The 23,952-nt window shown below is 69.0% G+C and carries 21 protein-coding genes; 9 read left to right on the plus strand and 12 right to left on the minus strand.

Going from position 1 to position 23,952, the window contains the following annotated elements:
• Positions 1–19: 19 nt before the first annotated feature.
• The 6 genes from gyrB to dnaA form a co-directional block, all read right to left on the minus strand.
• Positions 20–2,056 carry a DNA topoisomerase (ATP-hydrolyzing) subunit B gene (gyrB, locus tag ABZ822_RS07210; RefSeq protein WP_360848141.1) on the minus strand — a complete coding sequence of 679 codons (2,037 nt, stop codon included), beginning with the start codon at positions 2,054–2,056 and terminating at the stop codon, positions 20–22.
• Between the two features lie 241 nt (positions 2,057–2,297).
• A complete protein-coding gene (locus tag ABZ822_RS07215; protein ID WP_360848144.1) occupies positions 2,298–2,843 on the minus strand; it encodes a DciA family protein in 546 nt (181 codons plus the stop codon).
• On the minus strand, positions 2,840–4,015 hold the full coding sequence (recF, locus tag ABZ822_RS07220; RefSeq protein ID WP_360848147.1) for a DNA replication/repair protein RecF: 1,176 nt from the start codon (positions 4,013–4,015) through the stop codon (positions 2,840–2,842). Before recF ends, ABZ822_RS07215 begins: the two co-directional genes overlap by 4 nt.
• 57 nt (positions 4,016–4,072) lie before the next feature.
• Entirely contained in the window at positions 4,073–4,948 is an 876-nt protein-coding gene (gnd, locus tag ABZ822_RS07225; RefSeq protein WP_360848150.1) for a phosphogluconate dehydrogenase (NAD(+)-dependent, decarboxylating), read from the minus strand.
• A gap of 124 nt (positions 4,949–5,072) precedes the next feature.
• Positions 5,073–6,203: a DNA polymerase III subunit beta gene (dnaN, locus tag ABZ822_RS07230; protein ID WP_360848845.1), complete on the minus strand. Its 1,131-nt coding sequence runs from the start codon at positions 6,201–6,203 to the stop codon at positions 5,073–5,075.
• A 1,130-nt stretch (positions 6,204–7,333) separates the two neighbouring features.
• The gene (gene dnaA, locus ABZ822_RS07235) at positions 7,334–9,337 is read right to left on the minus strand and encodes a chromosomal replication initiator protein DnaA (RefSeq protein WP_360848153.1); all 2,004 of its coding nucleotides are present in this window, start codon (positions 9,335–9,337) and stop codon (positions 7,334–7,336) included.
• Between the two features lie 422 nt (positions 9,338–9,759).
• Here dnaA and rpmH point away from each other — a divergent pair, with 422 nt between their 5' ends.
• The 9 genes from rpmH (at position 9,760) to ABZ822_RS07280 (ending at position 16,541) form a co-directional block, all read left to right on the plus strand.
• Positions 9,760–9,897, plus strand: coding sequence for a 50S ribosomal protein L34 (gene rpmH, locus ABZ822_RS07240; protein WP_003949374.1), 138 nt, complete (start codon positions 9,760–9,762; stop codon positions 9,895–9,897).
• A gap of 25 nt (positions 9,898–9,922) precedes the next feature.
• On the plus strand, positions 9,923–10,339 hold the full coding sequence (gene rnpA, locus ABZ822_RS07245; protein ID WP_360848156.1) for a ribonuclease P protein component: 417 nt from the start codon (positions 9,923–9,925) through the stop codon (positions 10,337–10,339).
• Positions 10,336–10,653 (plus strand): membrane protein insertion efficiency factor YidD, encoded by a 318-nt coding sequence (yidD, locus tag ABZ822_RS07250; RefSeq protein WP_360848159.1) that lies wholly within the window; start codon positions 10,336–10,338, stop codon positions 10,651–10,653. Before rnpA ends, yidD begins: the two co-directional genes overlap by 4 nt.
• 3 nt (positions 10,654–10,656) lie before the next feature.
• On the plus strand, positions 10,657–11,760 hold the full coding sequence (gene yidC, locus ABZ822_RS07255; protein ID WP_360848162.1) for a membrane protein insertase YidC: 1,104 nt from the start codon (positions 10,657–10,659) through the stop codon (positions 11,758–11,760).
• Between the two features lie 12 nt (positions 11,761–11,772).
• Positions 11,773–12,282: a R3H domain-containing nucleic acid-binding protein gene (locus ABZ822_RS07260; protein ID WP_360848165.1), complete on the plus strand. Its 510-nt coding sequence runs from the start codon at positions 11,773–11,775 to the stop codon at positions 12,280–12,282.
• 115 nt (positions 12,283–12,397) lie between these two features.
• Positions 12,398–13,114: a 16S rRNA (guanine(527)-N(7))-methyltransferase RsmG gene (gene rsmG, locus ABZ822_RS07265; RefSeq protein ID WP_360848168.1), complete on the plus strand. Its 717-nt coding sequence runs from the start codon at positions 12,398–12,400 to the stop codon at positions 13,112–13,114.
• 272 nt (positions 13,115–13,386) lie between these two features.
• Entirely contained in the window at positions 13,387–14,472 is a 1,086-nt protein-coding gene (locus ABZ822_RS07270) for a ParA family protein (protein WP_360848848.1), read from the plus strand.
• Positions 14,469–15,581: a ParB/RepB/Spo0J family partition protein gene (locus ABZ822_RS07275; RefSeq protein WP_360848171.1), complete on the plus strand. Its 1,113-nt coding sequence runs from the start codon at positions 14,469–14,471 to the stop codon at positions 15,579–15,581. Before ABZ822_RS07270 ends, ABZ822_RS07275 begins: the two co-directional genes overlap by 4 nt.
• Before the next feature lie 342 nt (positions 15,582–15,923).
• Positions 15,924–16,541: a GNAT family N-acetyltransferase gene (locus ABZ822_RS07280; RefSeq protein ID WP_360848174.1), complete on the plus strand. Its 618-nt coding sequence runs from the start codon at positions 15,924–15,926 to the stop codon at positions 16,539–16,541.
• A gap of 117 nt (positions 16,542–16,658) precedes the next feature.
• Here ABZ822_RS07280 and trxA read toward each other — a convergent pair whose 3' ends face one another.
• The 6 genes from trxA to murJ all read right to left on the minus strand — a co-directional run bounded on the left by trxA (position 16,659) and on the right by murJ (position 23,908).
• Positions 16,659–16,988 carry a thioredoxin gene (gene trxA, locus ABZ822_RS07285; protein ID WP_360848177.1) on the minus strand — a complete coding sequence of 110 codons (330 nt, stop codon included), beginning with the start codon at positions 16,986–16,988 and terminating at the stop codon, positions 16,659–16,661.
• A gap of 40 nt (positions 16,989–17,028) precedes the next feature.
• Positions 17,029–18,003, minus strand: a complete 975-nt coding sequence (gene trxB, locus ABZ822_RS07290) for a thioredoxin-disulfide reductase (RefSeq protein WP_360848180.1) — start codon at positions 18,001–18,003, stop codon at positions 17,029–17,031.
• 114 nt (positions 18,004–18,117) lie between these two features.
• Positions 18,118–19,059 (minus strand): zf-HC2 domain-containing protein, encoded by a 942-nt coding sequence (locus tag ABZ822_RS07295; RefSeq protein WP_360848183.1) that lies wholly within the window; start codon positions 19,057–19,059, stop codon positions 18,118–18,120.
• Positions 19,056–19,742, minus strand: coding sequence for an RNA polymerase sigma factor SigM (gene sigM / locus ABZ822_RS07300; protein ID WP_360848186.1), 687 nt, complete (start codon positions 19,740–19,742; stop codon positions 19,056–19,058). Before sigM ends, ABZ822_RS07295 begins: the two co-directional genes overlap by 4 nt.
• Positions 19,743–19,797: 55 nt before the next feature.
• Positions 19,798–21,525 (minus strand): protein kinase family protein, encoded by a 1,728-nt coding sequence (locus ABZ822_RS07305; RefSeq protein WP_360848189.1) that lies wholly within the window; start codon positions 21,523–21,525, stop codon positions 19,798–19,800.
• A gap of 112 nt (positions 21,526–21,637) precedes the next feature.
• A complete protein-coding gene (murJ, locus tag ABZ822_RS07310) occupies positions 21,638–23,908 on the minus strand; it encodes a murein biosynthesis integral membrane protein MurJ (protein ID WP_360848192.1) in 2,271 nt (756 codons plus the stop codon).
• Positions 23,909–23,952: the final 44 nt, after the last annotated feature.

The raw sequence follows: 23,952 nt of genomic DNA on the forward strand, positions 1-23,952 counted from the left end.
CAGGGAGAAGCAGGCCGACTCAGATGTCGAGGAAGCGGACGTCCTTGGCGTTGCGCTGGATGAACGAGCGCCGCGCCTCGACGTCCTCGCCCATCAGCACCGAGAAGAGGTCGTCGGCTTGGGCGGCGTCGTCCAGGGAGACCTGGCCGAGCACGCGGTGGTCGGTGTCCATCGTGGTCACGCGCAGCTCCTCGGCGTTCATCTCACCGAGACCCTTGAAGCGCTGGATCGAGTCGTCCCTGATGCGCTTGCCGTTCTGCCGGCCGAGTTCGAGCAGGGCGTCGCGCTCGCGGTCCGAGTACGCGTACTCGAAGTCGTCACGTCCCCACTTGATCTTGTACAGCGGCGGGCGGGAGAGGTAGACGTGGCCCGCCTCCACCAGCGGTCGCATGAAGCGGAAGAGGAAGGTCAGCAGGAGGGTGTTGATGTGCTGGCCGTCGACGTCGGCGTCCGCCATGAGAATGATCTTGTGGTAGCGGAGCTTCTCGATGTCGAAGTCCTCGTGAACTCCGGTACCGAACGCCGAGATCAGCGCCTGGACCTCCTGGTTCTGGAGGATCTTGTCGACGCGCGCCTTCTCGACGTTGAGGATCTTTCCGCGGATCGGGAGGATCGCCTGGTACTCCGGGTTGCGGCCGGACTTGGCCGAGCCACCGGCGGAGTCACCCTCGACGATGAAGATCTCGCACTTCGAGGGGTCGTTGGACTGGCAGTCGCTGAGCTTGCCGGGGAGCGACGCGCTCTCCAGCAGGCCCTTGCGGCGGGTCAGGTCCCGGGCCTTGCGGGCGGCGACACGGGCGGTGGCTGCCTGGATGCCCTTGCGGATGATGTCCGCGGCCTCGTTGGGGTTGCGGTCCAGCCAGTCGGTGAGGTGCTCGTGGACGATCTTCTGGACGAAGGTCTTCGCCTCGGTGTTGCCGAGCTTGGTCTTCGTCTGACCCTCGAACTGCGGCTCGCCCAGCTTGACCGAGATGATCGCCGTCAGACCCTCGCGGATGTCCTCACCCGTGAGGTTGTCGTCCTTCTCCCGCAGCAGCTTCTTGTCACGCGCGTAGCGGTTGATCAGACCCGTGAGCGCGGCGCGGAAGCCCTCTTCGTGCGTACCGCCCTCGTGGGTGTGGATCGTGTTGGCGAAGCTGTAGACACCCTCGCTGTACTGCGAGTTCCACTGCATCGCGACCTCGATCGAGAGCATCCGCTCCTTGTCCTCGGCCTCGATCGAGATCACCGAGGGGTGGACGAGGTCGCCCTTGCGGGAGTTGAGGTACTTCACGAAGTCGACGATGCCGCCCTCGTAGTAGTACCGGACCGCGAGCGGCTTGCCGTCCTCGTCGACGTGGTCGGGGCGCTCGTCGGTCAGGGAGATGGTCAGGCCCTTGTTGAGGAACGCCATCTCCTGGAAGCGCCGGGACAGCGTCTCGAAGGAGTAGTCGGTGGTCTCGAAGATGTCCGGATCCGCCCAGAAACTAACGGAAGTTCCGGTGATGTCCACCGTTTCGTTCTTCGCCAGCGGCGCCGTCGGCACACCGAGCTTGTAGTCCTGCGTCCACCGGTGCCCGTCCGTGCAGACCTCGACCGACACCTTGCTCGACAGGGCGTTGACCACAGAGACACCCACACCGTGCAGACCACCGGAGACGGCGTAACCGCCGCCTCCGAACTTGCCGCCGGCGTGGAGCACGGTCAGCACGACCTCGACGGCCGGCTTCCCCTCGGACGGGATGATGCCCACCGGGATGCCACGGCCGTTGTCCACGACCCGCACCCCGCCGTCGGGGAGGATCGTGACGTCGATGGTGTCGGCGTGCCCGGCCAGTGCCTCGTCGACGGAGTTGTCGACGACCTCGTACACAAGGTGGTGCAAGCCCCGCTCACCCGTCGACCCGATGTACATGCCAGGTCGCTTGCGCACCGCGTCCAGGCCCTCGAGGACCGTGATCGCGCTCGCGTCGTACGACGGCTTGCCTGGGGTGGATGCGGTGTTGTTCTCGTTGAGATCGCCGGACTCGGCCACGAAGCGCCCTTTCTGGCACAGCACGAGCCGTCTCCAGGGCATACGGGAGCGGCTGCGTCGTTCGGTATGTTCCGCGATTGGGCGGGATTGCTCTCTAGTCTACCGGTAGCGCGGACGTGAATGGGGGTTTGCGGGCGCCTGAGTCCGCATGTGCCGCCCTGAACCGCCGTCCGCCGACTCCCCATATGCGCCCCAGGGGCCCAGGAGGCTCACAGCGGCACTCAGCGCTTCCGACTGTCAACCCTCCACTACCGTGAGGGACCCCCGGCTTCTGTGCGCCCGGTCACCCGTAGGTGTCGCCCGGTCCCTTGCTGCCCGGAGCGCGCAGCCGGCCGTAGCGCTGCTGCGGTCCGCCGGGCCCCAGCACCTTGATCAACTTGACCGTGCCCTGGCCCAGATCACCGTTCAGACGGGCGACGAGCTGGGGCGCGAGCAGGCGGAGCTGGGTCGCCCACGCCGTCGAATCGCACTGCACGGTCAGCACCCGAGCGTCCTCGTCGTACTTCGCCGGCTCGCAGTGCTGCGCCACCTCGGGCCCCACGATCTGCGGCCATCGGCCCATCACTCCGCCGACCGCGGCCGGAGTCTCCCAGCCACGCTCGGTGATGAGCCGGTTGATCGCCGCGCCAAGCGGGAGCGGGTCGCGGCCGTCGGCGCGGGCACCGGAGCGGAGCCCTCCGCGGCGGGCCTGCTTCTTCTGCTGTGCGGCGGCACCCCGAGCGCGGGCCTGCTCCTTGGCGGCGCGCAGCGCGACCCGCGCCAGATCCACACCCGAGGTCTCCGGCTGTGGACGAGGCTCCGGACCGTCGGAGGCGGGCTGCTCGCTCATGCGCGCTCCACCGTGCCGTCGGCCACCGTGAAGCGGGTGCCCGTCAGCAGGCCGGGCACATCGTCGTCGACCGCGGCCGTGACGAGCACCTGCTCGCCCGGCGCGACCAGTTCGGCCAGCCGCTCGCGGCGCCGCTCGTCCAGTTCGGCGAAGACGTCGTCGAGGACGAGCACCGGCTCACCCACCCGACGCCCGCTCCCGGACGCGGCACCCTCGTGCGCCAACGGGCTCTCGGCGCGCAGCAGGTCGTACGAGGCCAGACGCAGCGCCAGCGCGTACGACCAGGACTCCCCGTGGCTGGCGTAGCCCTTCGCCGGAAGCCGCCCGAGCCCCAGCAGCAGATCGTCCCTGTGGGGCCCGACCAGGGTCACTCCGCGCTCGATCTCCTGCTTGCGGGCCTCACCGAGAGCGGTGAGCAGCAGCGTGTACAGGTCCTCGCGGTTGTTCGCCGCCGCGAGCCCCTCGCCCGCCGAGCTCCGGTAGTCGAGCGCGATCGGGCCCCCGCCGGGCGCCAGTTGGTCGTACGCCTTGTCGGCCAGCGGTTGCAGCGCGGCGATCAGGTCCAGACGCTGGGCGAGCAGTTCCGCACCGGCACGCGCCAGGTGCTGGTCCCAGACGTCGAGAGTGGACAGGTCCATGGAACGGCCGCCGTGGCGACGGGCCATGGCGGCGCTCTTGAGCAGGGTGTTGCGCTGCTTGAGGACGCGCTCGTAGTCGGAGCGGACCCCCGCCATCCGCGGCGAGCGCGCGGTGATCAGCTCGTCCAGGAACCGCCGGCGCTCACCCGGGTCCCCCTTGACGAGGGCGAGATCCTCCGGCGCGAAGAGGACCGTCTTGACGATGCCGAGGACATCGCGGGGCCTGCCCGGCGAAGAGCGGTTGATCCGGGCCCGGTTGGCCTTGCCCGGATTCAGCTCCAGCTCGACGAGTTGCTGCCGCTCGCCCTGCACCACGGCGGCCCGGATGACCGCCCGGTCGGCGCCCATCCGCACCAGCGGCGTGTCGGAGGAGACGCGGTGGCTGCTGAGGGTCGCCAGATAGCCGACGGCCTCGACGAGGTTGGTCTTGCCCTGGCCGTTGGGGCCGACGAAGGCCGAAACCCCTGGCTCCAGCGGGACTTCGGCCCGCGCGTACGAGCGGAAGTCGGCGAGCGAAAGATGCGATACGTGCATGGCGCGTTGCGGGCTGTGCCGCCGGCCTCCCCTCGATGCTCGTAACGGCTGCTGCGTCTACGCCTGTTCGACCGCGTGCCCGCCGAACTGGTTCCGGAGCGCGGCGATCATCTTCATCTGCGGCGAGTCGTCCTGGCGGGACGAGAAGCGGGCGAACAGCGACGCGGTGATCGCGGGCAGCGGCACCGCGTGGTCGATCGCCGCCTCGACGGTCCAGCGCCCCTCGCCGGAGTCCTGGGCGAATCCGCGGAGCTTCTCGAGGTGCTCGTCGTCGTCCAGCGCATTGACGGCCAGGTCCAGCAGCCAGGACCGGATGACCGTGCCCTCCTGCCAGCTCCGGAAGACCTCGCGGACGTCCGTGACGGAACCGGCGGCCTCCAGCAGCTCCCAGCCCTCGGCGAAGGCCTGCATCATCGCGTACTCGATGCCGTTGTGGACCATCTTCGCGAAGTGGCCCGCGCCCGCCTTGCCCGCGTGGACGGCGCCCCGGTCGCCCTCGGGCTTGAGCGCGTCGAAGACCGGCTGGACCTTGGCTATGTGCTCGGACTCACCGCCGTACATCAGCGCGTAGCCGTACTCCAGGCCCCAGACGCCGCCGGAGACACCGCAGTCGACGAAGCCGATGCCCTTCGCGCCGAGCTGCTCGGCGTGCTTCTCGTCGTCCGTCCACCGGGAGTTCCCGCCGTCGACGACGACGTCTCCCGGCGAAAGGAGCTCGGCCAGCTCGTCGATCGTGGACTGAGTGGGTCCGCCCGCAGGGACCATGATCCAGACGACCCTCGGCCCCTCGAGCGCGTCCACAAGGTCCTTGAGACTGTGGACATCGGCGAGGTCCGGATTGCGGTCGTAACCGACGACGGTGTGGCCTGCGCGGCGGATCCGCTCGCGCATGTTGCCGCCCATCTTGCCGAGACCGACGAGACCGAGCTGCATCAGTGATCCTTCGTGACGTAGTGCTGGCGTTCGTACCTGCGGTCGAGCCTACGCCCGCACCCTGACGCTCAGGTGTGGGCTCCCCGCGCTCAAACGGCGGGGAGCCCGGGAGCATCCGGCCTGGTCAGCCGCTCAGTCGGACCGGCATGATCAGGTACTTGTACGCCTCGTCCGCCTCGGCGTCCGTCGCCGGCTTGCCGCTCAGCAGCGCGGGCTTGGTGGACGTCGTGAAGGAGAGCTGGGCGACCGGGGAGTCGATGGCGCTGAGACCCTCCAGCAGGAAGCCGGGGTTGAACGCGATCGAGATGTCGTCGCCGTCGAGCTGGGCGTCGACCCGCTCCACAGCCTGTGCGTCGTCGCTCGAACCGGCCTCCAGGATGAGGACGCCCTGCTCGAAGCTCAGCCGGACCGGGGTGTTCCGCTCGGCGACCAGCGCGACGCGCTTGACGGCGTCGACGAACGGCGCGGTCTCGATCACGGCGACGGAGTTGAACTCGGTCGGGAAGAGCGTGCGGTACTTGGGCAGGTCGCCCTCGAGCAGCCGGGTGGTCGTACGGCGCCCGGCGCCCTCGAAGCCGATCAGGCCCTCGCCGGCGCCCGAGCCGGCCAGGGCGATGCTGACCGTGTCACCACTGGTCAGCGACTTGGCGGTGTCGAGGAGGGTCTTGGCGGGGACCAGGGCGACGGCGGAGACGTCCGGCGTCTCCGGCTTCCACAGGAACTCGCGGACGGCGAAGCGGTAGCGGTCGGTCGCGGCGAGCGTGACGGTGTCGCCCTCGATCTCGATCCGGACACCGGTGAGCACCGGCAGGGTGTCGTCCCGCCCGGCGGCGATGGCCACCTGGGAGGCGGCCGCGGCGAAGACCTCGCCGGGGACGGTGCCGGTGGCGGTCGGCATCTGCGGCAGGGCCGGGTACTCCTCCACAGGAAGGGTGTGGAGTGTGAATCGCGAGGAGCCGCAGACCACGGTGACACGGACCCCGTCGGTCGAGATCTCCACAGGCCTGTTGGGAAGTGCGCGGCAGATGTCGGCGAGGAGGCGGCCGGAGACGAGGACGGTGCCGTCCTCCTCGACATCCGCTTCCACCGAGACACGGGCCGAGACCTCGTAGTCGAAGCCGGACAGGCTCAGGCTGCTGTCCTCGGCCTTCAGCAGCAGGCCCGCGAGAACGGGCACCGGCGGACGGGCCGGGAGACTGCGGGCTGCCCAGGCCACCGCCTCCGCGAGTACATCGCGCTCCACCCGGATCTTCACCGGAACCGCCTCCTGCTGTGTCTGGCTCGCCCTGCTGGCCTTCTTCGTCTTCGTCGGCACGGAGTCTCCCAGCCGAGGCAGGGCCGATGCCGGAGACCAGTCTGACGTACGCCGCCGACAGTCGGTGCCCGTCGGGGTCAAGTCGGCGGCTCGGGTGTCGGGCGGCCCGGAGGCGAGTTGTGCACAGGCCCCGTTTCCAGATGAGTTTCCCGGTAGATCTACTTGGTCGTAGTAGTAGGCCTTGTGGATACCGTGGATAACCGCGTCAGCGCAGGTCAGAGGGGATTTTTTGTCCACGGGGCCTGTGGGCGCAGCTCGTGGAAAAGTGGCTCGCGCTGTGGACACGCGAAAGTTCTGCACACGCGGTGCACAGACCGCGGCGGGTTCTCCCCAGCGTCATCCCCAGGAATACCCAGCTTCTCCCCAGCCCAACCCGCCACGTTGGTGTGACGCCTTTCACTCGCCCCAGTGAGCACGGGTGTTGAGTTGCCGAACAGTGGACAAGGGTGTGGAGAAGCTGTGGGCAACCCGCCCTAGCCTGTGGGTGGGCAGTGGACAACGGGGTGTGGACTCTGTGGGACGCTCCGCCGTCCACAGTCTGTGGATCGAGGTTGACCACATTTCCACACGCGGCTGACCTCCTGCGACGGTATCCGGCGGCCCCTCGCTGTGGACGCGATCTGGACAACTCGGCGGTCCCCAGGGTGTGGACGGTCGATCTGCCCGAACGCTGTGGAGAAGGTGTCCTGCCGCTGCTGGAATCGAACAGCGGGTGGTCCGAAAGCGGCGTGTGCATGACTCCGGGAGCGGTGTGTCCCTGCCTCGGGAGCCCGCCGTCGCCTTGCCTGGGACGCCACGAGCGCGCGGACCGGGAGCGGACGAGAGCACTCCGGGAACCCACGAGGACGCTCCGCGAACCGACGAGAGCGCCGAGTGCGAACCGACGAGGCCTCCAGTACGAGACGGTGACCACACCCCAGCGCACCGGCGGCCGCAACGACGAAGCGACGGACGAAGCGACGGACGAAGCGACGACGGTGGCCCGGGAACGCCGAGGGGGCGCTCCGCGGACCTTCCCGGAGCGCCCCCTCGGGCGATGCGTCGTACGGCTCCCGCCGACTCGGCCGGACTCAGCCGTTCTTGATGCGGTTGGTGAGCTCGGTGACCTGGTTGTAGATGGAGCGCCGCTCCGCCATCAGCGCGCGGATCTTGCGGTCCGCGTGCATGACGGTCGTGTGGTCGCGGCCGCCGAACTGCGCGCCGATCTTCGGCAGCGACAGATCGGTCAGTTCGCGGCACAGGTACATCGCGATCTGCCGTGCCGTCACCAGGACTCGGCTGCGCGAGGAGCCGCACAGGTCGTCCACCGTCAGTCCGAAGTACTGGGCGGTCTCGGCCATGATGGCGGTCGCCGTGATCTCCGGAGCCGCGTCCTCACCACCCGGGATGAGGTCCTTCAGCACGATCTCGGTGAGCCCCAGGTCCACCGGCTGCCGGTTGAGGCTGGCGAAGGCCGTGACCCGGATCAGGGCGCCCTCGAGCTCACGGATGTTGCGCGAGATCCGCGACGCGATGAACTCCAGTACCTCCGGCGGTGCGTTGAGCTGCTCCTGCACGGCCTTCTTGCGCAGGATCGCGATGCGGGTTTCCAGCTCAGGCGGCTGGACGTCCGTGATCAGGCCCCACTCGAAGCGGTTGCGCAGCCGGTCCTCGAGCGTCACCAGCTGCTTGGGCGGCCGGTCCGAGGACAGCACGATCTGCTTGTTGGCGTTGTGGAGCGTGTTGAACGTGTGGAAGAACTCCTCCTGCGTCGACTCCTTGCTCGCCAGGAACTGGACGTCGTCGACGAGCAGGATGTCCATGTCGCGGTAGCGCTTGCGGAAGGCGTCCGCCTTGCCGTCGCGGATGGAGTTGATGAACTCGTTGGTGAACTCCTCCGAGCTCACGTAGCGCACGCGGGTGCCCGGGTAGAGGCTGCGCGCGTAGTGCCCGATCGCGTGCAGCAGGTGGGTCTTGCCCAGGCCCGACTCCCCGTAGATGAACAGGGGGTTGTACGCCTTGGCCGGCGCCTCGGCGACGGCCACCGCCGCGGCGTGCGCGAAGCGGTTGGACGCGCCGATGACAAACGTGTCGAAGAGGTACTTCGGATTCAGGCGCGCGGTCGGCTCACCGGGTCCTGTCGCGGGCGCGGGCTGCGCGGCGAGCGGGCCGGGAGCACCGCTCGGCGCCGGCGGTCCACCGTGGGCGGGGTTCCCGTGCGCCGGGTTGCCGTGGCCGGGGGCCACGTGTCCCGGGCCTCCCGTGTGGGGCCGCCCGCCGGGTCCGCTCTGCTCGGGCAGGTCCCGGCGCCGGCTCTCGTACGGAGACCGGTCGCCGCCCGGCGGGCGGTAGTCGGTCTGCGGGGACTGCGGGCGCGCCTGCTCGTAGAGCTGCGGCCGCTCCTGCTGCGGGCCGGGGCGCGGCGAGCCGTACGGGTCGTGGTCCGGGAAGCCGCCGAGCCGCTGCTGCTGCCAGCCGTAGTCGTCGCGCGGACCCGGCATGGCGACGGGCCCGGGTGTGCGCGGCCAGGCCCCGGGCTCGGGGCGGCCCTGCTGGTACTCGGGATAGGCGGGGCGGGCGTTCGGCAGCTGGTCCGCGGCGCGCCCGTAGGCGTCGTAGCGGTCGTAGCCGTCGTACGCGTCCCGCTCGGGCTCGCGCTCCCGGTCACGGTCACGGTCGCGGCTCTGGTCGCGGCCGCGCTCCCGGTCGTCGCCCCGGTCGAGCTCGAGGTCGTGCGGCGGTCCCTGGCGCGGAGGCTCCTCGTACCGAGGCGGCTGCTGTTGCGGGGCCGGGCTCTGCGGTGGCGCGGGCGGGGTCGGGGCGGTCTCGACGGCGCTGACGGTGATCGCGAGGCGGATGGGCTGGCCGCACTCACGGCTCAGCGCGTCGCTGATCAGCGGGGAGAGACGGCCCTCCAGCACGCCCTTCGCGTACTCGTTGGGTACGGCGAGGACAGCGGTGCCGGCGACGAGGACGAGAGGCTGGCAGTCCGTGAGCCAGCGCTGGTCCTTCGGTTCGATGCCCTGCCCCTCGCTCAGGAGCTGCTCGAGTACGCGTGGCCACACTGCGGCAAGATCGGCAGGTACATCAGCCACAAGGCACGCTCTCTCACTCGCTGGGTGTGGGGTGGCGCCGGCAGGTCCCACCAATGTGTGGTTCTCGGGACGGGCGGGAAGGAAACGGAGTTCAGCAACGGTAGTCAGGGCGGTGCGCACGGTTCAAGTCGTTGTCCACAGGGTGTGTACAAATGTGCCATGGTGCTGGACGCGAGCTGCGCCCGAGGGTGCCCTGAGAGGGCGTGTCGCCAGGGCACTGCTGGTTTGACCGGATGGCGTAGCCGCGCGTACCGTAACCAGGTCGAGTTGTCGATGGCTGCTGCCGCCTGCCTCCGATGGGCATGGGTCGCATTTTTGTGATCAAGAAGCGGTGCACTCGGGCGTATTGCGAGCTACTCGTGGGCGCACGGTGACAGCCAGGCGATGTCCCGCCACCAACGATTCATTTCTGGAGCCCCCGAGTGAGCAAGCGCACCTTCCAGCCGAACAACCGTCGTCGCGCGAAGACCCACGGCTTCCGGCTGCGTATGCGCACCCGTGCCGGTCGCGCGATTCTCGCGTCCCGCCGTGGCAAGGGTCGCGCGCGCCTGTCGGCCTGAGCAGCCAGACCTCAAGGTCCATGCAGTGCTGCCTACCGAGAATCGGCTGAGGCGGCGCGAGGACTTTGCGGCCGCGGTACGCCGAGGACGCAGGGCCGGGCGCCCTCTCCTCGTCGTCCACCTTCGCAGCGCCCCTTCCTCGGAAACGAGGGGTACGGACCCGCATGCGTCTGGGGAGAACGCTCCCCCGGCACGTGCGGGTTTCGTCGTGAGCAGGGCCGTGGGCGGCGCCGTCGTCCGCAACCTGGTGAAGCGGCGGCTGAGGCACATCGTGCGCGATCGGCTGTCCCTGCTGCCCGCAGGTAGCCTGGTTGTCGTACGGGCGCTGCCCGGTGCCGGCGAGGCGGACCACGACGCGCTGGCCCGCGACCTCGACAGCGCGCTGCAGCGGCTGCTCGGTGGGGCCACCCATGGCGAAGCCCACGGGAGGGTGCAGCGATGAAGTACCCGCTGCTGTGGTTGATCAAGCTGTACCAGTGGACCATCAGCCCGCTCCTCGGGCCGGTCTGCAAGTACTACCCGTCGTGCTCGCACTACGGGTACAAAGCGATAGACGTGCACGGCGCGATCAAGGGCACGGCCCTGACCGCCTGGCGCATCCTGCGCTGCAACCCGTGGTCGCTCGGCGGTGTCGACCACGTCCCACCCCGGAAGCATCCGGTCTGGCACCAACGGCTGCGGAGCCGATGGAGCGGCAGCTCCGCGGAACCGTCGGCCGGACAGCCTGAGACTCAGCCCAACGCCCAAGGAGTCTGATTCGTGGACACGATCCTCGGTCCTCTCTATACCGCAGTTTCCTGGATCATCGTCCAGTTCCACTCGCTGTACAGCCTCGTCTTCAACGAGGACAGCGGTTGGGCCTGGGGTCTGTCCATCGTTTCCCTGGTGGTGCTGATCCGAATCTGCCTGATCCCGCTCTTCGTGAAGCAGATCAAGGCGACGCGGAACATGCAGGTGCTCCAGCCGAAGATGAAGGCGATCCAGGAGCGCTACAAGAACGACAAGCAGCGCCAGTCCGAGGAGATGATGAAGCTCTATCGGGAGTCGGGTACCAACCCGCTCTCGAGCTGCCTCCCGATCCTGGCGCAGTCGCCGTTCTTCATCGCCCTCTACCAGGTGCTGAACAAGATCGCCGGTGACCATGCCGTCGGTGTGATGGACCAGGAGCTGGTGGACAGCGCGCGGAGCGCCCACATCTTCGGTGCCCCGATCGCGTCGAAGTTCCTGGACAGCGCCAGCAAGGTCGAGTCGCTGAACGCCACCCTGGTGGATGTCCGCGTGGTCACGGTCATCATGATCGTCATGATGTCGGCGTCGCAGTTCTACACGCAGCGCCAGCTGATGACCAAGAACGTCGACCTCACCGTGAAGACGCCGTTCATGCAGCAGCAGAAGATGCTGATGTACGTCTTCCCGATCATGTTCGCCGTCTTCGGCATCAACTTCCCGGTCGGTGTCCTCGTCTACTGGCTGACCACCAACGTGTGGACCATGGGTCAGCAGATGTTCGTCATCCACCGGAACCCCACCCCCGGCAGTGTCGCCTTCAAGCAGCGCCAGGAGCGCCTGCTGGCCAAGGGCAAGCTCAAGGAGGACCCGGCGGAGGTCGAGGCCAAGAAGGCCGCGGAAGCCGCTCGTGCGTCCAGGCAGCAGCCGAAGCGCCAGAGCAAGGCCAAGCGCCAGCATTCCGGCTCCGGCCAGGCGGCCAAGAGCACGGAGGCGTCGGAGGCGTCCGGCAAGCCGTCGCTGGAGAAGCAGGACAAGCCGCAGGAGACCAAGCCGAAGCCGGCCGGTGGCTCGGAGCGTTCCAAGGCCGGTCAGCGCAAGGGGTCGCAGCGGCCCAAGCACCCGTCCAAGAAATAAGGAGGCCCTCCAGTGACGGAAGGCACGACCTCTGCCACCGAGGGTGGCGACACCCTCACCCGCCTCGAGCAGGAGGGGGAGATCGCGGCCGACTACCTCGAGGGTCTGCTGGACATCGCGGATCTCGACGGCGACATCGACATGGACGTCGAGGCCGACCGGGCCTCGGTCTCGATCATCAGCGAATCGACCAGCCGTGATCTGCAGAAACTGGTGGGGCGCGACGGCGAGGTGCTGGAGGCGCTCCAGGAGCTGACCCGTCTCGCCGTGCACCGTGAGACCGGTGATCGCAGCCGCCTGATGCTGGACGTCGCCGGATTCCGGGCCCGCAAGCGCGAGGAGCTCACCGAGCTGGGCGTGAAGGCGGTCGAGGAGGCCAAGGGCACCGGTGAGCCGGTGAAGCTGAAGCCGATGACGCCGTTCGAGCGCAAGGTGGTCCACGACGCGGTCGCCGGTGCGGGTCTGCGCAGCGAGTCCGAGGGCGAGGAGCCCGAGCGCTGCGTCGTCGTACTCCCTGCCTGACCGGACCCACCCGGTCCCGCAGTGTCGCGGCCCCGCCTGATCGCCAGGCGGGGCCGCGTTTTGTCAGCCTGGACATGCACGATGCAGAACAAGCCTGTACGGAAGGACGGTCACCGTGACGGAGGCAGCGGAGCTCCCCCCGGCGCCCAAAGCGGCAGAGGTGATTTTCGGTGAGCGCCTCCCAGAGGCCGTGCGGTACGCCGAGTTGCTCGCCGACGCGGGAGTCCGGCGTGGGCTGATCGGGCCGCGCGAGGTGCCGCGGCTGTGGGAGCGGCATCTGCTGAACTGCGCCGTGCTCTCCGAGGCGGTGCCCGAGGGCGTCTCTGTGTGCGATGTCGGCTCCGGGGCCGGTCTGCCGGGAATCCCGCTGGCTCTGGTACGTCGTGATCTGCGGATCACGCTTCTTGAACCGCTGCTGCGGCGTACGACGTTCCTGGAGGAAGTCGTCGAGCTGCTGGGCCTCGATCACGTCACCGTGGTACGCGGGCGGGCCGAAGAGGTGTTGGGCACCCTTCCGCCGGTGCATGTGGTGACCGCGCGAGCGGTGGCGCCCCTGGACCGGCTCGCGGGCTGGGGTGTTCCGCTGCTCCGCCCGTACGGGGAAATGCTGGCGCTCAAGGGCGATACGGCCGAAGAGGAGCTGAAGGGCGCGCGTGCGGCACTCAGCAAGCTCGGTGTCGTCGAGTCGTCGATTCTCCACGTCGGCGAGGGCGTAGTGGACCCGCCGTCAACTGTCGTCCGCGTTGAGGTGGGTGAGAGCCCGGGCGGTGTGCGCTTCGCGGCCAAGAGGGCCAAGGCGGCCCGGGTCGGCCGCTCTCGGCGCCGTCGTTAGCGGCGCTACCAGACGGGACAATGCTCCATACAAGCTGCCAAGACTACCCAAATCGGAGTGTCGCGGCGATCTAGGGTGCCCGCCCATGCATCGTGTTTCACGTGAAACGCCGCTCACTACTGCAGGGAATCATCAGCCGCGGTCGCGCGGCTGCCGCGACTCGCGACCATGCTTTGCCGTCCCGGAACCCTGATTTTGTGCCGTCAGACGGTACTACCGATGTGGATTCATCCACAGGTGAACGGACCGCGCTGGTTCACAACCCCGAAAGCATGGCAGGCTCTGTTCATTGCGAGCCTGATGTCGAGGAGAGTGAATCCTTGCGGTCCGACGCCAACATCGCGGGACCGATGACCGATCCGGTCCCCGGTCCCCGTACCGAATCGGTGGGGGACGGTGTTTCACGTGAAACGCCACCCCCGATGGACGACACCCCCATCGGCCGCGCCGCCCAGCTTGCGGTGGAAGCGCTGGGCCGCGCGGGCGAGGGTCTGCCACGCCCTGAACAGACCCGCGTGATGGTGGTCGCCAACCAGAAGGGCGGGGTGGGGAAGACCACCACCACCGTCAACCTGGCTGCATCGCTGGCGCTGCATGGCGCGCGCGTGCTGGTGATCGACCTCGACCCGCAGGGGAACGCCTCTACTGCACTGGGGATCGACCACCACGCCGAGGTGCCCTCGATCTATGACGTCCTGGTCGAGAGCAAGCCGCTCTCAGAGGTCGTCCAGCCCGTCCCGGACGTGGAGGGGCTGTTCTGTGCCCCGGCCACGATCGATCTGGCCGGTGCTGAGATCGAACTGGTCTCGCTCGTGGCGAGGGAAAGCCGGCTGCAACGCGCCATCCAAGGCTATGAACAGCCTCTGGACTACATCCTCATCGACTGCCCGCCGTCCCTGGGACTCCTCACGGTGAACGCCCTGGTGGCCGGCGCCGAGGTGCTGATCCCGATCCAGTGCGAGTACTACGCGCTGGAGGGGCTGGGCCAGTTGCTCCGGAACGTCGACCTGGTGCGGGGCCATCTGAACCCCCAGCTTCATGTGTCGACGATCCTGCTGACCATGTACGACGGCCGGACGCGCCTCGCCTCGCAGGTGGCGGAAGAGGTGCGGAGCCACTTCGGCAATGAGGTGCTGCGCACGAGCATTCCGCGGTCGGTGAGAATCTCGGAGGCCCCGAGCTACGGCCAGACCGTGCTCACCTATGATCCGGGCTCGAGCGGTTCGCTCTCGTATCTCGAGGCGGCCCGCGAGATCGCGCTGAGGGGCGTCGGCGTGAACTATGACCCGCAGTTCGCGCATGCGGCGGGCCAGAACGCCCAGCAGGACCAGCACAGCATGTCGGAGGGGACGCAGTGAGTGATCGACGTAGAGGACTGGGCCGAGGTCTCGGCGCGCTGATCCCCGCCGCTCCGCAGGGTTCGGGCGCGGTCGCGCCGGCGATCGGCGTGGGTGCCACGTCGCCGACGGCGGTACCGACCATCGCCCCGGAGCGTGGGGTGGCGGCGGCCAAGGTGGCCGCACTTCCGTCGAACGGAGTTTCACGTGAAACGGAAGCTCCTGTCGCGGACGAAGCGTCCGTAGAACCGACGGCCGGTCCGCCGGAGGGTGCGCACTTCGCCGAGCTGCCGCTCGATGCGATCACCCCGAACCCGCGCCAGCCCCGGGAGGTTTTCGACGAGGACGCTCTCGCGGAGCTCGTCACCTCCATCCAGGAGGTCGGTCTTCTCCAGCCCGTCGTCGTACGGCAACTCGGCGCGGAGCGCTATGAGCTCATCATGGGCGAGCGCCGCTGGCGCGCCTGCCGTGAGGCCGGCCTGGAGCGGATCCCTGCGATCGTCCGGGCGACCGACGACGAGAAGCTTCTCCTCGATGCCCTCCTGGAGAACCTCCACCGGGCACAGCTCAACCCACTGGAGGAGGCGGCCGCTTACGACCAACTCCTCAAGGACTTCAACTGCACGCACGACCAGCTTGCGGACCGGATCGGGCGCTCTCGCCCTCAGGTCTCCAACACGCTGCGGCTGCTGAAGCTCTCGCCGTCCGTGCAGCGCCGCGTGGCTGCCGGGGTGCTCTCGGCCGGGCATGCTCGTGCACTGCTTTCGGTGGAGGATTCGGAGGAGCAGGATCGCCTGGCCCACCGGATCGTGGCCGAAGGGCTGTCGGTGCGTGCGGTCGAGGAGATCGTCACCCTGATGGGGAAGCGGCCGACCAGCTCTGCGAAGGCGAAGGGACCGCGCGCCGGCACTCGGGTCTCGCCGGCGCTCACCGATCTGGCCTCGCGGCTGTCCGACCGCTTCGAGACGCGGGTGAAGGTCGACCTGGGCCAGAAGAAGGGAAAGATCGTCGTCGAGTTCGCCTCAATAGACGATCTGGAGCGGATCCTCGGCACGCTGGCTCCCGGGGAGGGCCGGGTGCTCGAGCAGGGGCTGGCGGAGGAAGCCGAGCAGGCGGACGACGAGGACTGAAGCGCTGGTTCCCTGTGAACCGATAGGGCGGGCCATCGTGCCGATGGTGACGCGTGGAGCTCCGTGACGGGCTCCAGGTCACCGGGACACGGCCCGCCCTTTCCTTTTCCGCAGTATCGCCGCAATCGCGACGTGGGTACGATGCGTTCTGGTATGGCGCATCCACGTGGAGATACCTCATTTGGAGGAACGGGCCATGCGATCGGTGAGCCGTGCGGGACTCGTGGCAGCAGGATTGAGCCTGGGAGCGGTCGGCGGGTTCGTCGGCAGCCTCATCAGGGAGCGTGGAGCGCTAGCGGCCGCTCGCGGAGCGGCCGCCGATGGAAGTGAGGATCAGGCTTCATGGGGCGTCGGCTCGTACCGCTCACACTCGACAACCTTCCGGACATCCCCAAGCGCTGCCGGTCCTGTGTCTTCTGGGAACTCGACCCGGTCAGCGGCGAAGCCGCAGTAAAGGCGGGACGCCCCGAGCTGGAGAAGGAAGCCTGGATCTCGGCGGTTCTGCTGGAGTGGGGCTCCTGCGGTCGGGTCGTCTACGTCGACGAGGTGCCGGCGGGCTTCGTTCTGTACGCTCCCCCGGCCTATGTGCCCCGGTCCACGGCCTTTCCCACCAGTCCGGTGTCGGCCGATGCCGTGCAGCTGATGACGGCCTGGATCATGCCGGGATACCAGGGGCAGGGGCTCGGGCGGGTCATGGTGCAGACGGTGGCCAAGGACCTCCTGCGGCGGGGGTTCAAGGCGATCGAGGCGTTCGGCGACGCCCGGTGGAAGGAGCCGGCGTGTGTCCTGCCCGCTGAGCATCTGCTGGCCGTCGGGTTCAAGACCGTACGGCCACACCATCGCTTCCCGCGCCTACGGCTGGAACTGCGGACGACGATCTCCTGGAAGGAAGACGTCGAACTGGCCCTGGACCGGCTGCTGGGCGCCGTGCAGAAGGAGCCGGCCCTCCGGCCCCTCTAGCTTCGACAACCCGTCGACCGCTCTCTGCCGACGGCACCGGATCTGCCGAAGGCACCGGAGACGCGAACAGGCCCGCCCTTGCGAGGGGCGGGCCTGTTTCACGTGAAACCGAGGCGGTCAGCCGATGAAGTCCTCGAGGTCGCGCTCGATCGCAGCCTTCGGCTTGGCACCGACGATGGTCTTGGCGACTTCGCCGTTCTGGTAGACGTTCAGTGTCGGGATCGACATGACGCCGTACTTGGCCGCCGTCGTCGGGTTCTCGTCGATGTTGAGCTTGACGATCTCGATCTTGTCGCCGTGCTCGGAGGCAATGGCCTCCAGCGACGGGGCGATCTGGCGGCACGGGCCGCACCATGCTGCCCAGAAGTCCACCAGCACGGGCTTGTCGCTCTTCAGGACATCCTCATCGAAGGATGCGTCGGTCACGTTCTTGAGGGCGCCGGCCATGGCGGTCTCCTTGTTCGTTGTTGCGTAAGAGAAGGGGAGTTCAGAGAGCGGCGGCGGCCTTCTCGGGCTCCGCGGGCTTGGAGTCCGTGAGAGCCGCCAGGTACCGCTCGGCGTCGAGCGCCGCGGCGCAACCCGTACCGGCCGCGGTGATGGCCTGGCGGTAGGTGTGGTCCACGACGTCCCCCGCCGCGAAGACCCCGGTGAGGTTCGTACGGGTCGAGGGAGCGTCGACCTTCAGGTAGCCGTCGGCGTCGAGGTCGAGCTGTCCCTTGAAGAGCTCGGTGCGCGGGTCGTGTCCGACCGCGATGAAGAGCCCCGTCACGGCAAGCTCGGACTGCTCGCCCGTCTTGGTGTTCCGGAGGGTCAGACCGGAAAGCTTCGGGTCTCCGTGGATCGCGGAGACCTCGCTGTGCCAGGCGAATGAGATCTTCGGGTCGGCGAAGGCGCGCTCCTGCATTGCCTTGGAGGCGCGCAGGGCGTCCCGACGGTGCACGACGGTGACCGACTTGGCGAAGCGCGAGAGGAAGGTGGCCTCCTCCATCGCGGTGTCACCACCGCCGACGACGGCGATGTCCTGGTCCTTGAAGAAGAACCCGTCACAGGTGGCGCACCAGGAGACGCCGCGTCCGGAGAGTTCGTCCTCACGCGGCAGTCCCAGCTTGCGATGCTGCGAGCCGGTGGTCACGATCACGGTGCGAGCGCGGTGGACCGTACCCGCCGTGTCCGTAACGGTCTTGATCTCGCCAGTCAGATCCACGGCGACGACGTCGTCCGGGACGAGCTCCGCTCCGAAGCGCTCCGACTGGGCCCGCATGTTGTCCATCAGGTCGGGGCCCATGATGCCGTCACGGAAGCCGGGGAAGTTCTCCACATCGGTGGTGTTCATCAGCGCGCCGCCGGCGGTGACGGAACCCTCGAAAACGAGGGGCTTCAGGGAGGCACGTGCGGTGTACAGCGCCGCGGTGTAGCCCGCCGGCCCGGACCCGATGATGATCACGTTACGGACGTCGCTCACGGGTGTCTTCCTCGTCTCTGCAGACTGCTGGCTGATCCAAGCGGGACTCTTATCCCACCCAACGGATCCTACGGGGCCAGCATTCCCGGAGTGGTACGGCACACTCGGCACGGCTCAGCCGCGCTGGTACACGTCCTTGAGCAGTACCTCACCGGAGCCCTGGGGCGACTTTCCGGTGCACGAGGAGTCCACGACGTAGACATCGACGCGCGACGAGTCCGAGGGGCGGGGCAGCAGCACGAGGTAGGACTCGGTGCCGCGGTAGGTGATCTCCTCGGACGCGATGGGGTCATCGGTGCGTCCGATGCCCGCCCGCACGCACGAGGGCACGATCGCGTCGTCTCCACGCATCGTCTTGTTGGGGCTCGATTCAGGTCCGATGCCCCTGCTGCTCGATGACGAAGGCGCCCTGGTGTGCGCGCCATCGAGTAGGTGCTGAACCTTCGGCTCGAGTCCGCTCCCGGCGAGGTCGCTCTTCTCCTGTGCCTCGGATCGGTCGGCCATAGCGGGGTGCTCCGAGGAACCACCGTCCGCGTCGTTGATGGCGTTCACCATGACGCCGCCGAGCCCGATGGCCGCGAGGGCGCACGCGGCACCGAAGACGGCAGTACGCCAGGTGCGGCGGCCGCGGGACTTGCGCCCCGGACCGGTGGCTGCACGCGGACGCCCTTGCGGACGGTCGGTGGCGCGAGGCGGACGCGTGGGCGTCGCCGTTTCACGTGAAACGGCGTCGGGCTTCGCAGCATCTTGGGGGTCCGCCGTCGTGGCAGGGCCGGTTTCACGTGAAACGGTCGGCGCGGTCGCGTCCAGAAGCGCCTCCGCCGCCAGAGCCGCGTCGATACGCCGTGCCACATCGGCAGGCATTGTTGCGGGGCCCGGCAGTGTGCCCAGGAGCCCGCGGATCTCCTCGAGCGAGTCGAGGATGTCCCTGCACAGCTCACAGCCGTCGAGATGCTCCCGCACCTCGGACGTACGGTCGGGCGGGAGAATGCCCTCGGCCAGATCGGAGATGTCTGCGACGTCCGGATGCTGGTCCGTGCCGGTCGAGGAAGTCACGCTCGTCCACCTCCGCCCTTCACGGCATCTGTGTCCCTCGGTCCTGCCGTTGGGACGGACGTCCCCCGCGTCCGGTTCCCTCTCCCGCCCGAATCCGGATTTCCCCCGTCGTCGGGGCGGAGATGCGTCAGCATCGGGAGGAGTCTGGCCCGGCCTCTCGCGCAGCGGCTCTTCACGGTGCCGGTGGGGACCCCGAGGACATCTGCGGCCTCAGCCACGGGGTATCCCTGCATGTCGACCAGGACCAGGGCCGCCCGCTGCTCGGTGGGCAGTGTGGCCAAGGCTTCGATCAGCTGCCGGTGCAGGTCGTCGCGCTCCGCGGGCGCCGCGGCGGACTCGTGAGGCTCCAGGAGCTGCTCGAGCCGCTCGGTCTCCGCGACCGGCGATGTACGCCGCGAGGATGCCTTACGGGCCCGGTCGAGGCAGGCATTGACGGTGATCCGGTGGAGCCAGGTGGTGACGGCCGACTGCCCTCGGAAGGTGTGGGCGGCCCGGTAGGCCGACACGAGGGCGTCCTGGACGGCGTCAGCGGCCTCCTCGCGGTCCCCCAGGGTGCGCAGGGCGACCGCCCAGAGCCGGTCACGATGGCGCCGGACGATCTCCCCGAAGGCCTCGGGATCGCCCGCCACGTGGCGGGCGAGGAGGTCCTGGTCGCTCGCGGCGCCGCGTATGGCGTCGTCCACCGTCGGGCCCTCCCCTTCGCCTCAGTCCGGTCCGTCAGCCGGTGATCCCGGTCGGTCAGCCGGTGATCTTGATGTCCGAGATCCCGCCGCGGAATCCACCCGATCCGTCCGAGGGGAGCTCGGTGATGTGGATCAGTACGTATCGCGTTCGCACCGACTTGTCGAGAGTAGTCCGGAGAGTTTGACCGGTGCTTTCGTCCTTCGTCAGGCGCTGGGAGAAGCCGTCCAGCGAGGTCGGCGCCGATGCCGAACCGTCCGCCGCGAGGACCTCGACCTTGTGGCCGGGGCGGTACATGCGGATGTCGAGTCCGGAGACGTCCTTGACGCTGCCCAGGTCGAGGATCAGGCCGCTGCCCTCCTTGCGCTGGGGCAGATTGCCGAAGTTGGCGTAGCCCTCGTACCGGGGGGTGACCCAGGCCGTGCTCGCGTCGCCGTCCACGGCGTCCCCGACCTTCTCCGGGGCCGTCGGTGCGGCCAACGGGGAAAACTCGGTGGCCTCCTGGATGCGGAGGGGAGTTCCGGCCGGCTTCTTCTTGCCGTCGTCACCCGTCGACTGGGAAGGACCCGAGTCGTCGTTGCGGTGTTCGCGGTCCATGAGCGTGTCGGCGAGTTGCCAGCTTCCGAGCCCGAGCGCAGCGATGAGCAGCGCCGCGACCGTCCACTTGAGCACCTGGCCGGTGCGCGTCTGCAGCGGCGGAGGCGGCACCGGGACGGGACGGGAGGCCCCCGCAGGGGAACCATGGTTGGCCTGCTGCCGGTAGGCGCCCTGCTGGTACGCCGTGGGCTGGTACGCGGGCGTGGCGAACGACGGCTCCGGCGGGCGGATGCGCGGCATCGCCGCGACGGCCTTCGCCAGCTCCTCCGGTGTGGTGCAGGGCTGTTCCTGCCGGGAAGCGGTGGCTCCGTCGTTCACCAGGGCCCGCATGGCGAGGTCCGCGAGGCCGCGATGGATTCCGGCACGCACCTGGTCCGGACGGATCAGCCCGACGCCCTTCGGCAGGCCGGACAGACCGTACGCGTCCTCCTCGTACGGCCAGCGCTGGGTGAGCGAGGAGTACAGCAGCGCGCCGATCGCCTCGGTGTCGCTGCGCTGCGGGTGGTCGGAGCGGAGGCCCCGCAGCGCGGCCATCACGGCGAGGCCGCGGATGCGGTACTGACCCGAGTCGGTGCGCAGGACCGAGCTGGGCGTGAGCCGCAGATGCGCGAGCCCTTCACGGTGGGCCGCGGCCATCGCCTGGGAGATCTGGCTGACGAGTTGGTACGCCTCATGGGCCTCGAGAGGTCCGGCAGCGAGGACGGCGGTGAGTTCCGTGGCGCGGGGGAGCCATTCGTGCACGACGTAGACGAGGTCGTTGTCCTCGACGGCATCGAGGACTTGCACGAATCGCGGGTCGCCGAGGAGTGCGGCGGAACGGGCTGCGGCGAGAACCGGTCGGGACCGCGGGTGTTCGGCGGGAAGGATGTGCACACCGACCGCGCGACGGAGTTTCTCGTCCATGGCACGCCAGCTGCTGAATCCGTCCAGCCGGGTGACGCATTCCTCGAGCCGGTAGCGTCTGGCGAGTTTGTGTCCGCTGTGCAGTTCCGGGGGTTCCACCTCTGGCCCGGGGTTCTTGGGTTCGCTCGCGCCGCCCGCCTTGTCGGCTGCGGCGGTCTCCGCGTCCGCGCCGGTCTTGTCCTGGGCGTCCGCCCCGTCGGCCGTGGCCTTGCCCGTCTGGGCGGTCAGCGGCTCATCGCCGCCGTTGTCTGCCACGTCGACGGCAGCCGTGCTCCGTTCCGCCACCGTCGTTCCTGCCTCCCCATCCGTTGCACGTTCTCGCACCACAGCAAAGACAATTGTGCCCACAGTCCGCCGCTATGCACGACACACAATGGCGGCCAATGGTTGTGCTCGGTCAGCGGCCGAGTCGGCCACGAACCATTCCGACCATGGCGGTCAGCTCTTCGATGCGCATACGCCGGGCAGCGGCATAGAAAACCCCGATGAGGAGAATTCCGCCGGCGAACAGCGACGCGAGCGATCCCAGGGCACCGCTTCCGAGGGCCTGGGTGATGCCGTAGGCCGCGCCTCCCGCCACGAGGGCGGCGGGGATGCTGGCACCCGCCAGGCGCGCGTAGGTGCGCAGGACGTGGGCGCCGTCCAGATCGCCTCCGAGGCGCTTGCGGAGCCGGCTCCAGGCCACTCCCACACCGATCGCGTACGCGAGGCCGTAGGAGGCGGCCATGCCCGCAACCGCCCACCGGGAGGGCAGGAGGACGAAGCACAGGCCCGAGGCCGCCGCGTTGACCGCGGCCACGATGACGGTGTTGTAGAAGGGCGTCCGGGTGTCCTCGTAGGCGTAGAAGCCGCGCAGGACGACGTACTGGACCGAGTACGGGATCAGGCCGAGGCCGAAGGCCATCAGAACGAACCCGATGTTGCGGGCGCCCTCTGCGCCCGAACCCGCGTACAGCAGCGTGGCCATGGGGACGCCGAGCGCGAGGAAGGCGAACGCGCACGGCACGATCGCGACGGCGGACGTACGGAGCCCGTACGAGATGTCGTCGCGCACCGCGGCCGCGTCCTGGTCGTGGGCCGCGCGCGAAATGCGGGGCAGTACGGCGGTCATGACCGAGACGGTGATGATGGCCTGCGGCATCTGCCAGAGCAGCAGCGCGTAGTTGTAGGCCGTGATGCCGGTGCCCGTGTAGCCCTCGCCTTCGGCGACCGAGCCGGCCCAGGTGGCCAGCTGCGTCACGACGACCATGCCGAGCTGGTTGGCGAGGACGAAGAAGAACGTCCACTTGGCGAGCCCGACGGCCTTGCCGAGGCCGTGGCCGCGCCAGTCGAAGCGGGGGCGGATACGGAAGCCGGCGTCGCGCAGATACGGGATCATCGCGAGGGCCTGCACGGTGAGGCCGAGCAGGGTGCCGATGCCCAGCAGCCGGATGCCCTCGGGGGTCACCGTGGCGGCGCTGACGCCCGTTGAGGTGAAGCCGCCGAAGGCCCAGATGAAGGCGCCGAACGTGGCGATGACGACGATGTTGTTGAGCACCGGGGTCCACATCATGGCCCCGAAGCGTTCACGGGCGTTGAGGATCTGTCCGAGCACGACGTGGACGCCCATGAAGAACATGGTCGGCAGGCAGTAGCGGGCGAAGGCGACCGCCACCTCCATCTGCGCCGGGTCGGAGGCGATCTTCGTCGACATCAGGCGGATGAAGACCGGGGCCGCCAGCACGCAGACGGTGGTGACACCGGCGAGCAGGACCACGACCAGCGTCAGCAGACGGTTGGCGTAGGCCTCGCCGCCGTCGTCGTCGGTCTTCATCGCGCGGACGAGCTGGGGGATGAAGACCGCGTTGAGCGCTCCGCCGCCCACGAGGATGTAGATCATCGTGGGGAGGGTGTTGGCGACCTGATACGTGTCGTTGAGCGTGCCGACGCCGATGGCCGCGGCGATGATCAAGGTGCGCAGGAACCCGGTGAGCCGGGACACGATCGTCCCGGCCGCCATGAGGGCGCTCGACTTGAGGATGCTCGAGGCCCGTCCGCCCGAACGCTGCGGAGCGGGGGCGGGAGCCGGGCTCGGGGCCGGGGGCGGCTGCGGCGCCTCCATGGACGCCTGCACGGCCGGCTGGGACGGCGGCGGGGTCACGGGGGGCTGCTCGTCCACGGGGGGCTGCGGAGCCATCGGCGGCTGCTGGGCCACCGGCGGCTGCGGAGCCTGGTACGGCTGCTGCTGGTCTCGGTAGAGGTGCGCGAAGGCGTCCTGAGGGGCCGCCGGGGACTCGTTCGGGGCCGCCGCGTGGCCGACCAGGTCGTCCACGCCCACGTACTGGGTCGCCGCGCTGTTGTCGCCGTAGGGCAGGTGCCGGGACGGGCCCTCGGGCTCCGGCGGCGGGGTCGGGGCCCACAGGCGCGGGTCCGGGGCGTTGGGGGGCGCCGGAGGCTGCTGGTAGAGAGGCTGCTGGTCCGGGTACGTCCCCGGAGGCGGCGGCGGATGGGCAGAGCGGTCGTAGAGCGCCTCGGCGACGGGGTCCTGCGCGGCAGGGTCCTGGTCGCGGTACGGGTCGTGGGCGTACGCGTCCTGGACGTAGGGATCCGCGGGAGGAGGCGGCGGGGCGTGGCCGGCCGGGTCGTTGCCCGGGCGCTGGCCGCGCTCACCGTCGTACGGCGCGTTCATCCGCTACCCACCTCATCGTCCCCGGCCCGACCGGCCATGACATC

The organism is Streptomyces sp. NPDC047108 (assembly GCF_040643575.1).
Lineage (GTDB): Bacteria > Actinomycetota > Actinomycetes > Streptomycetales > Streptomycetaceae > Streptomyces.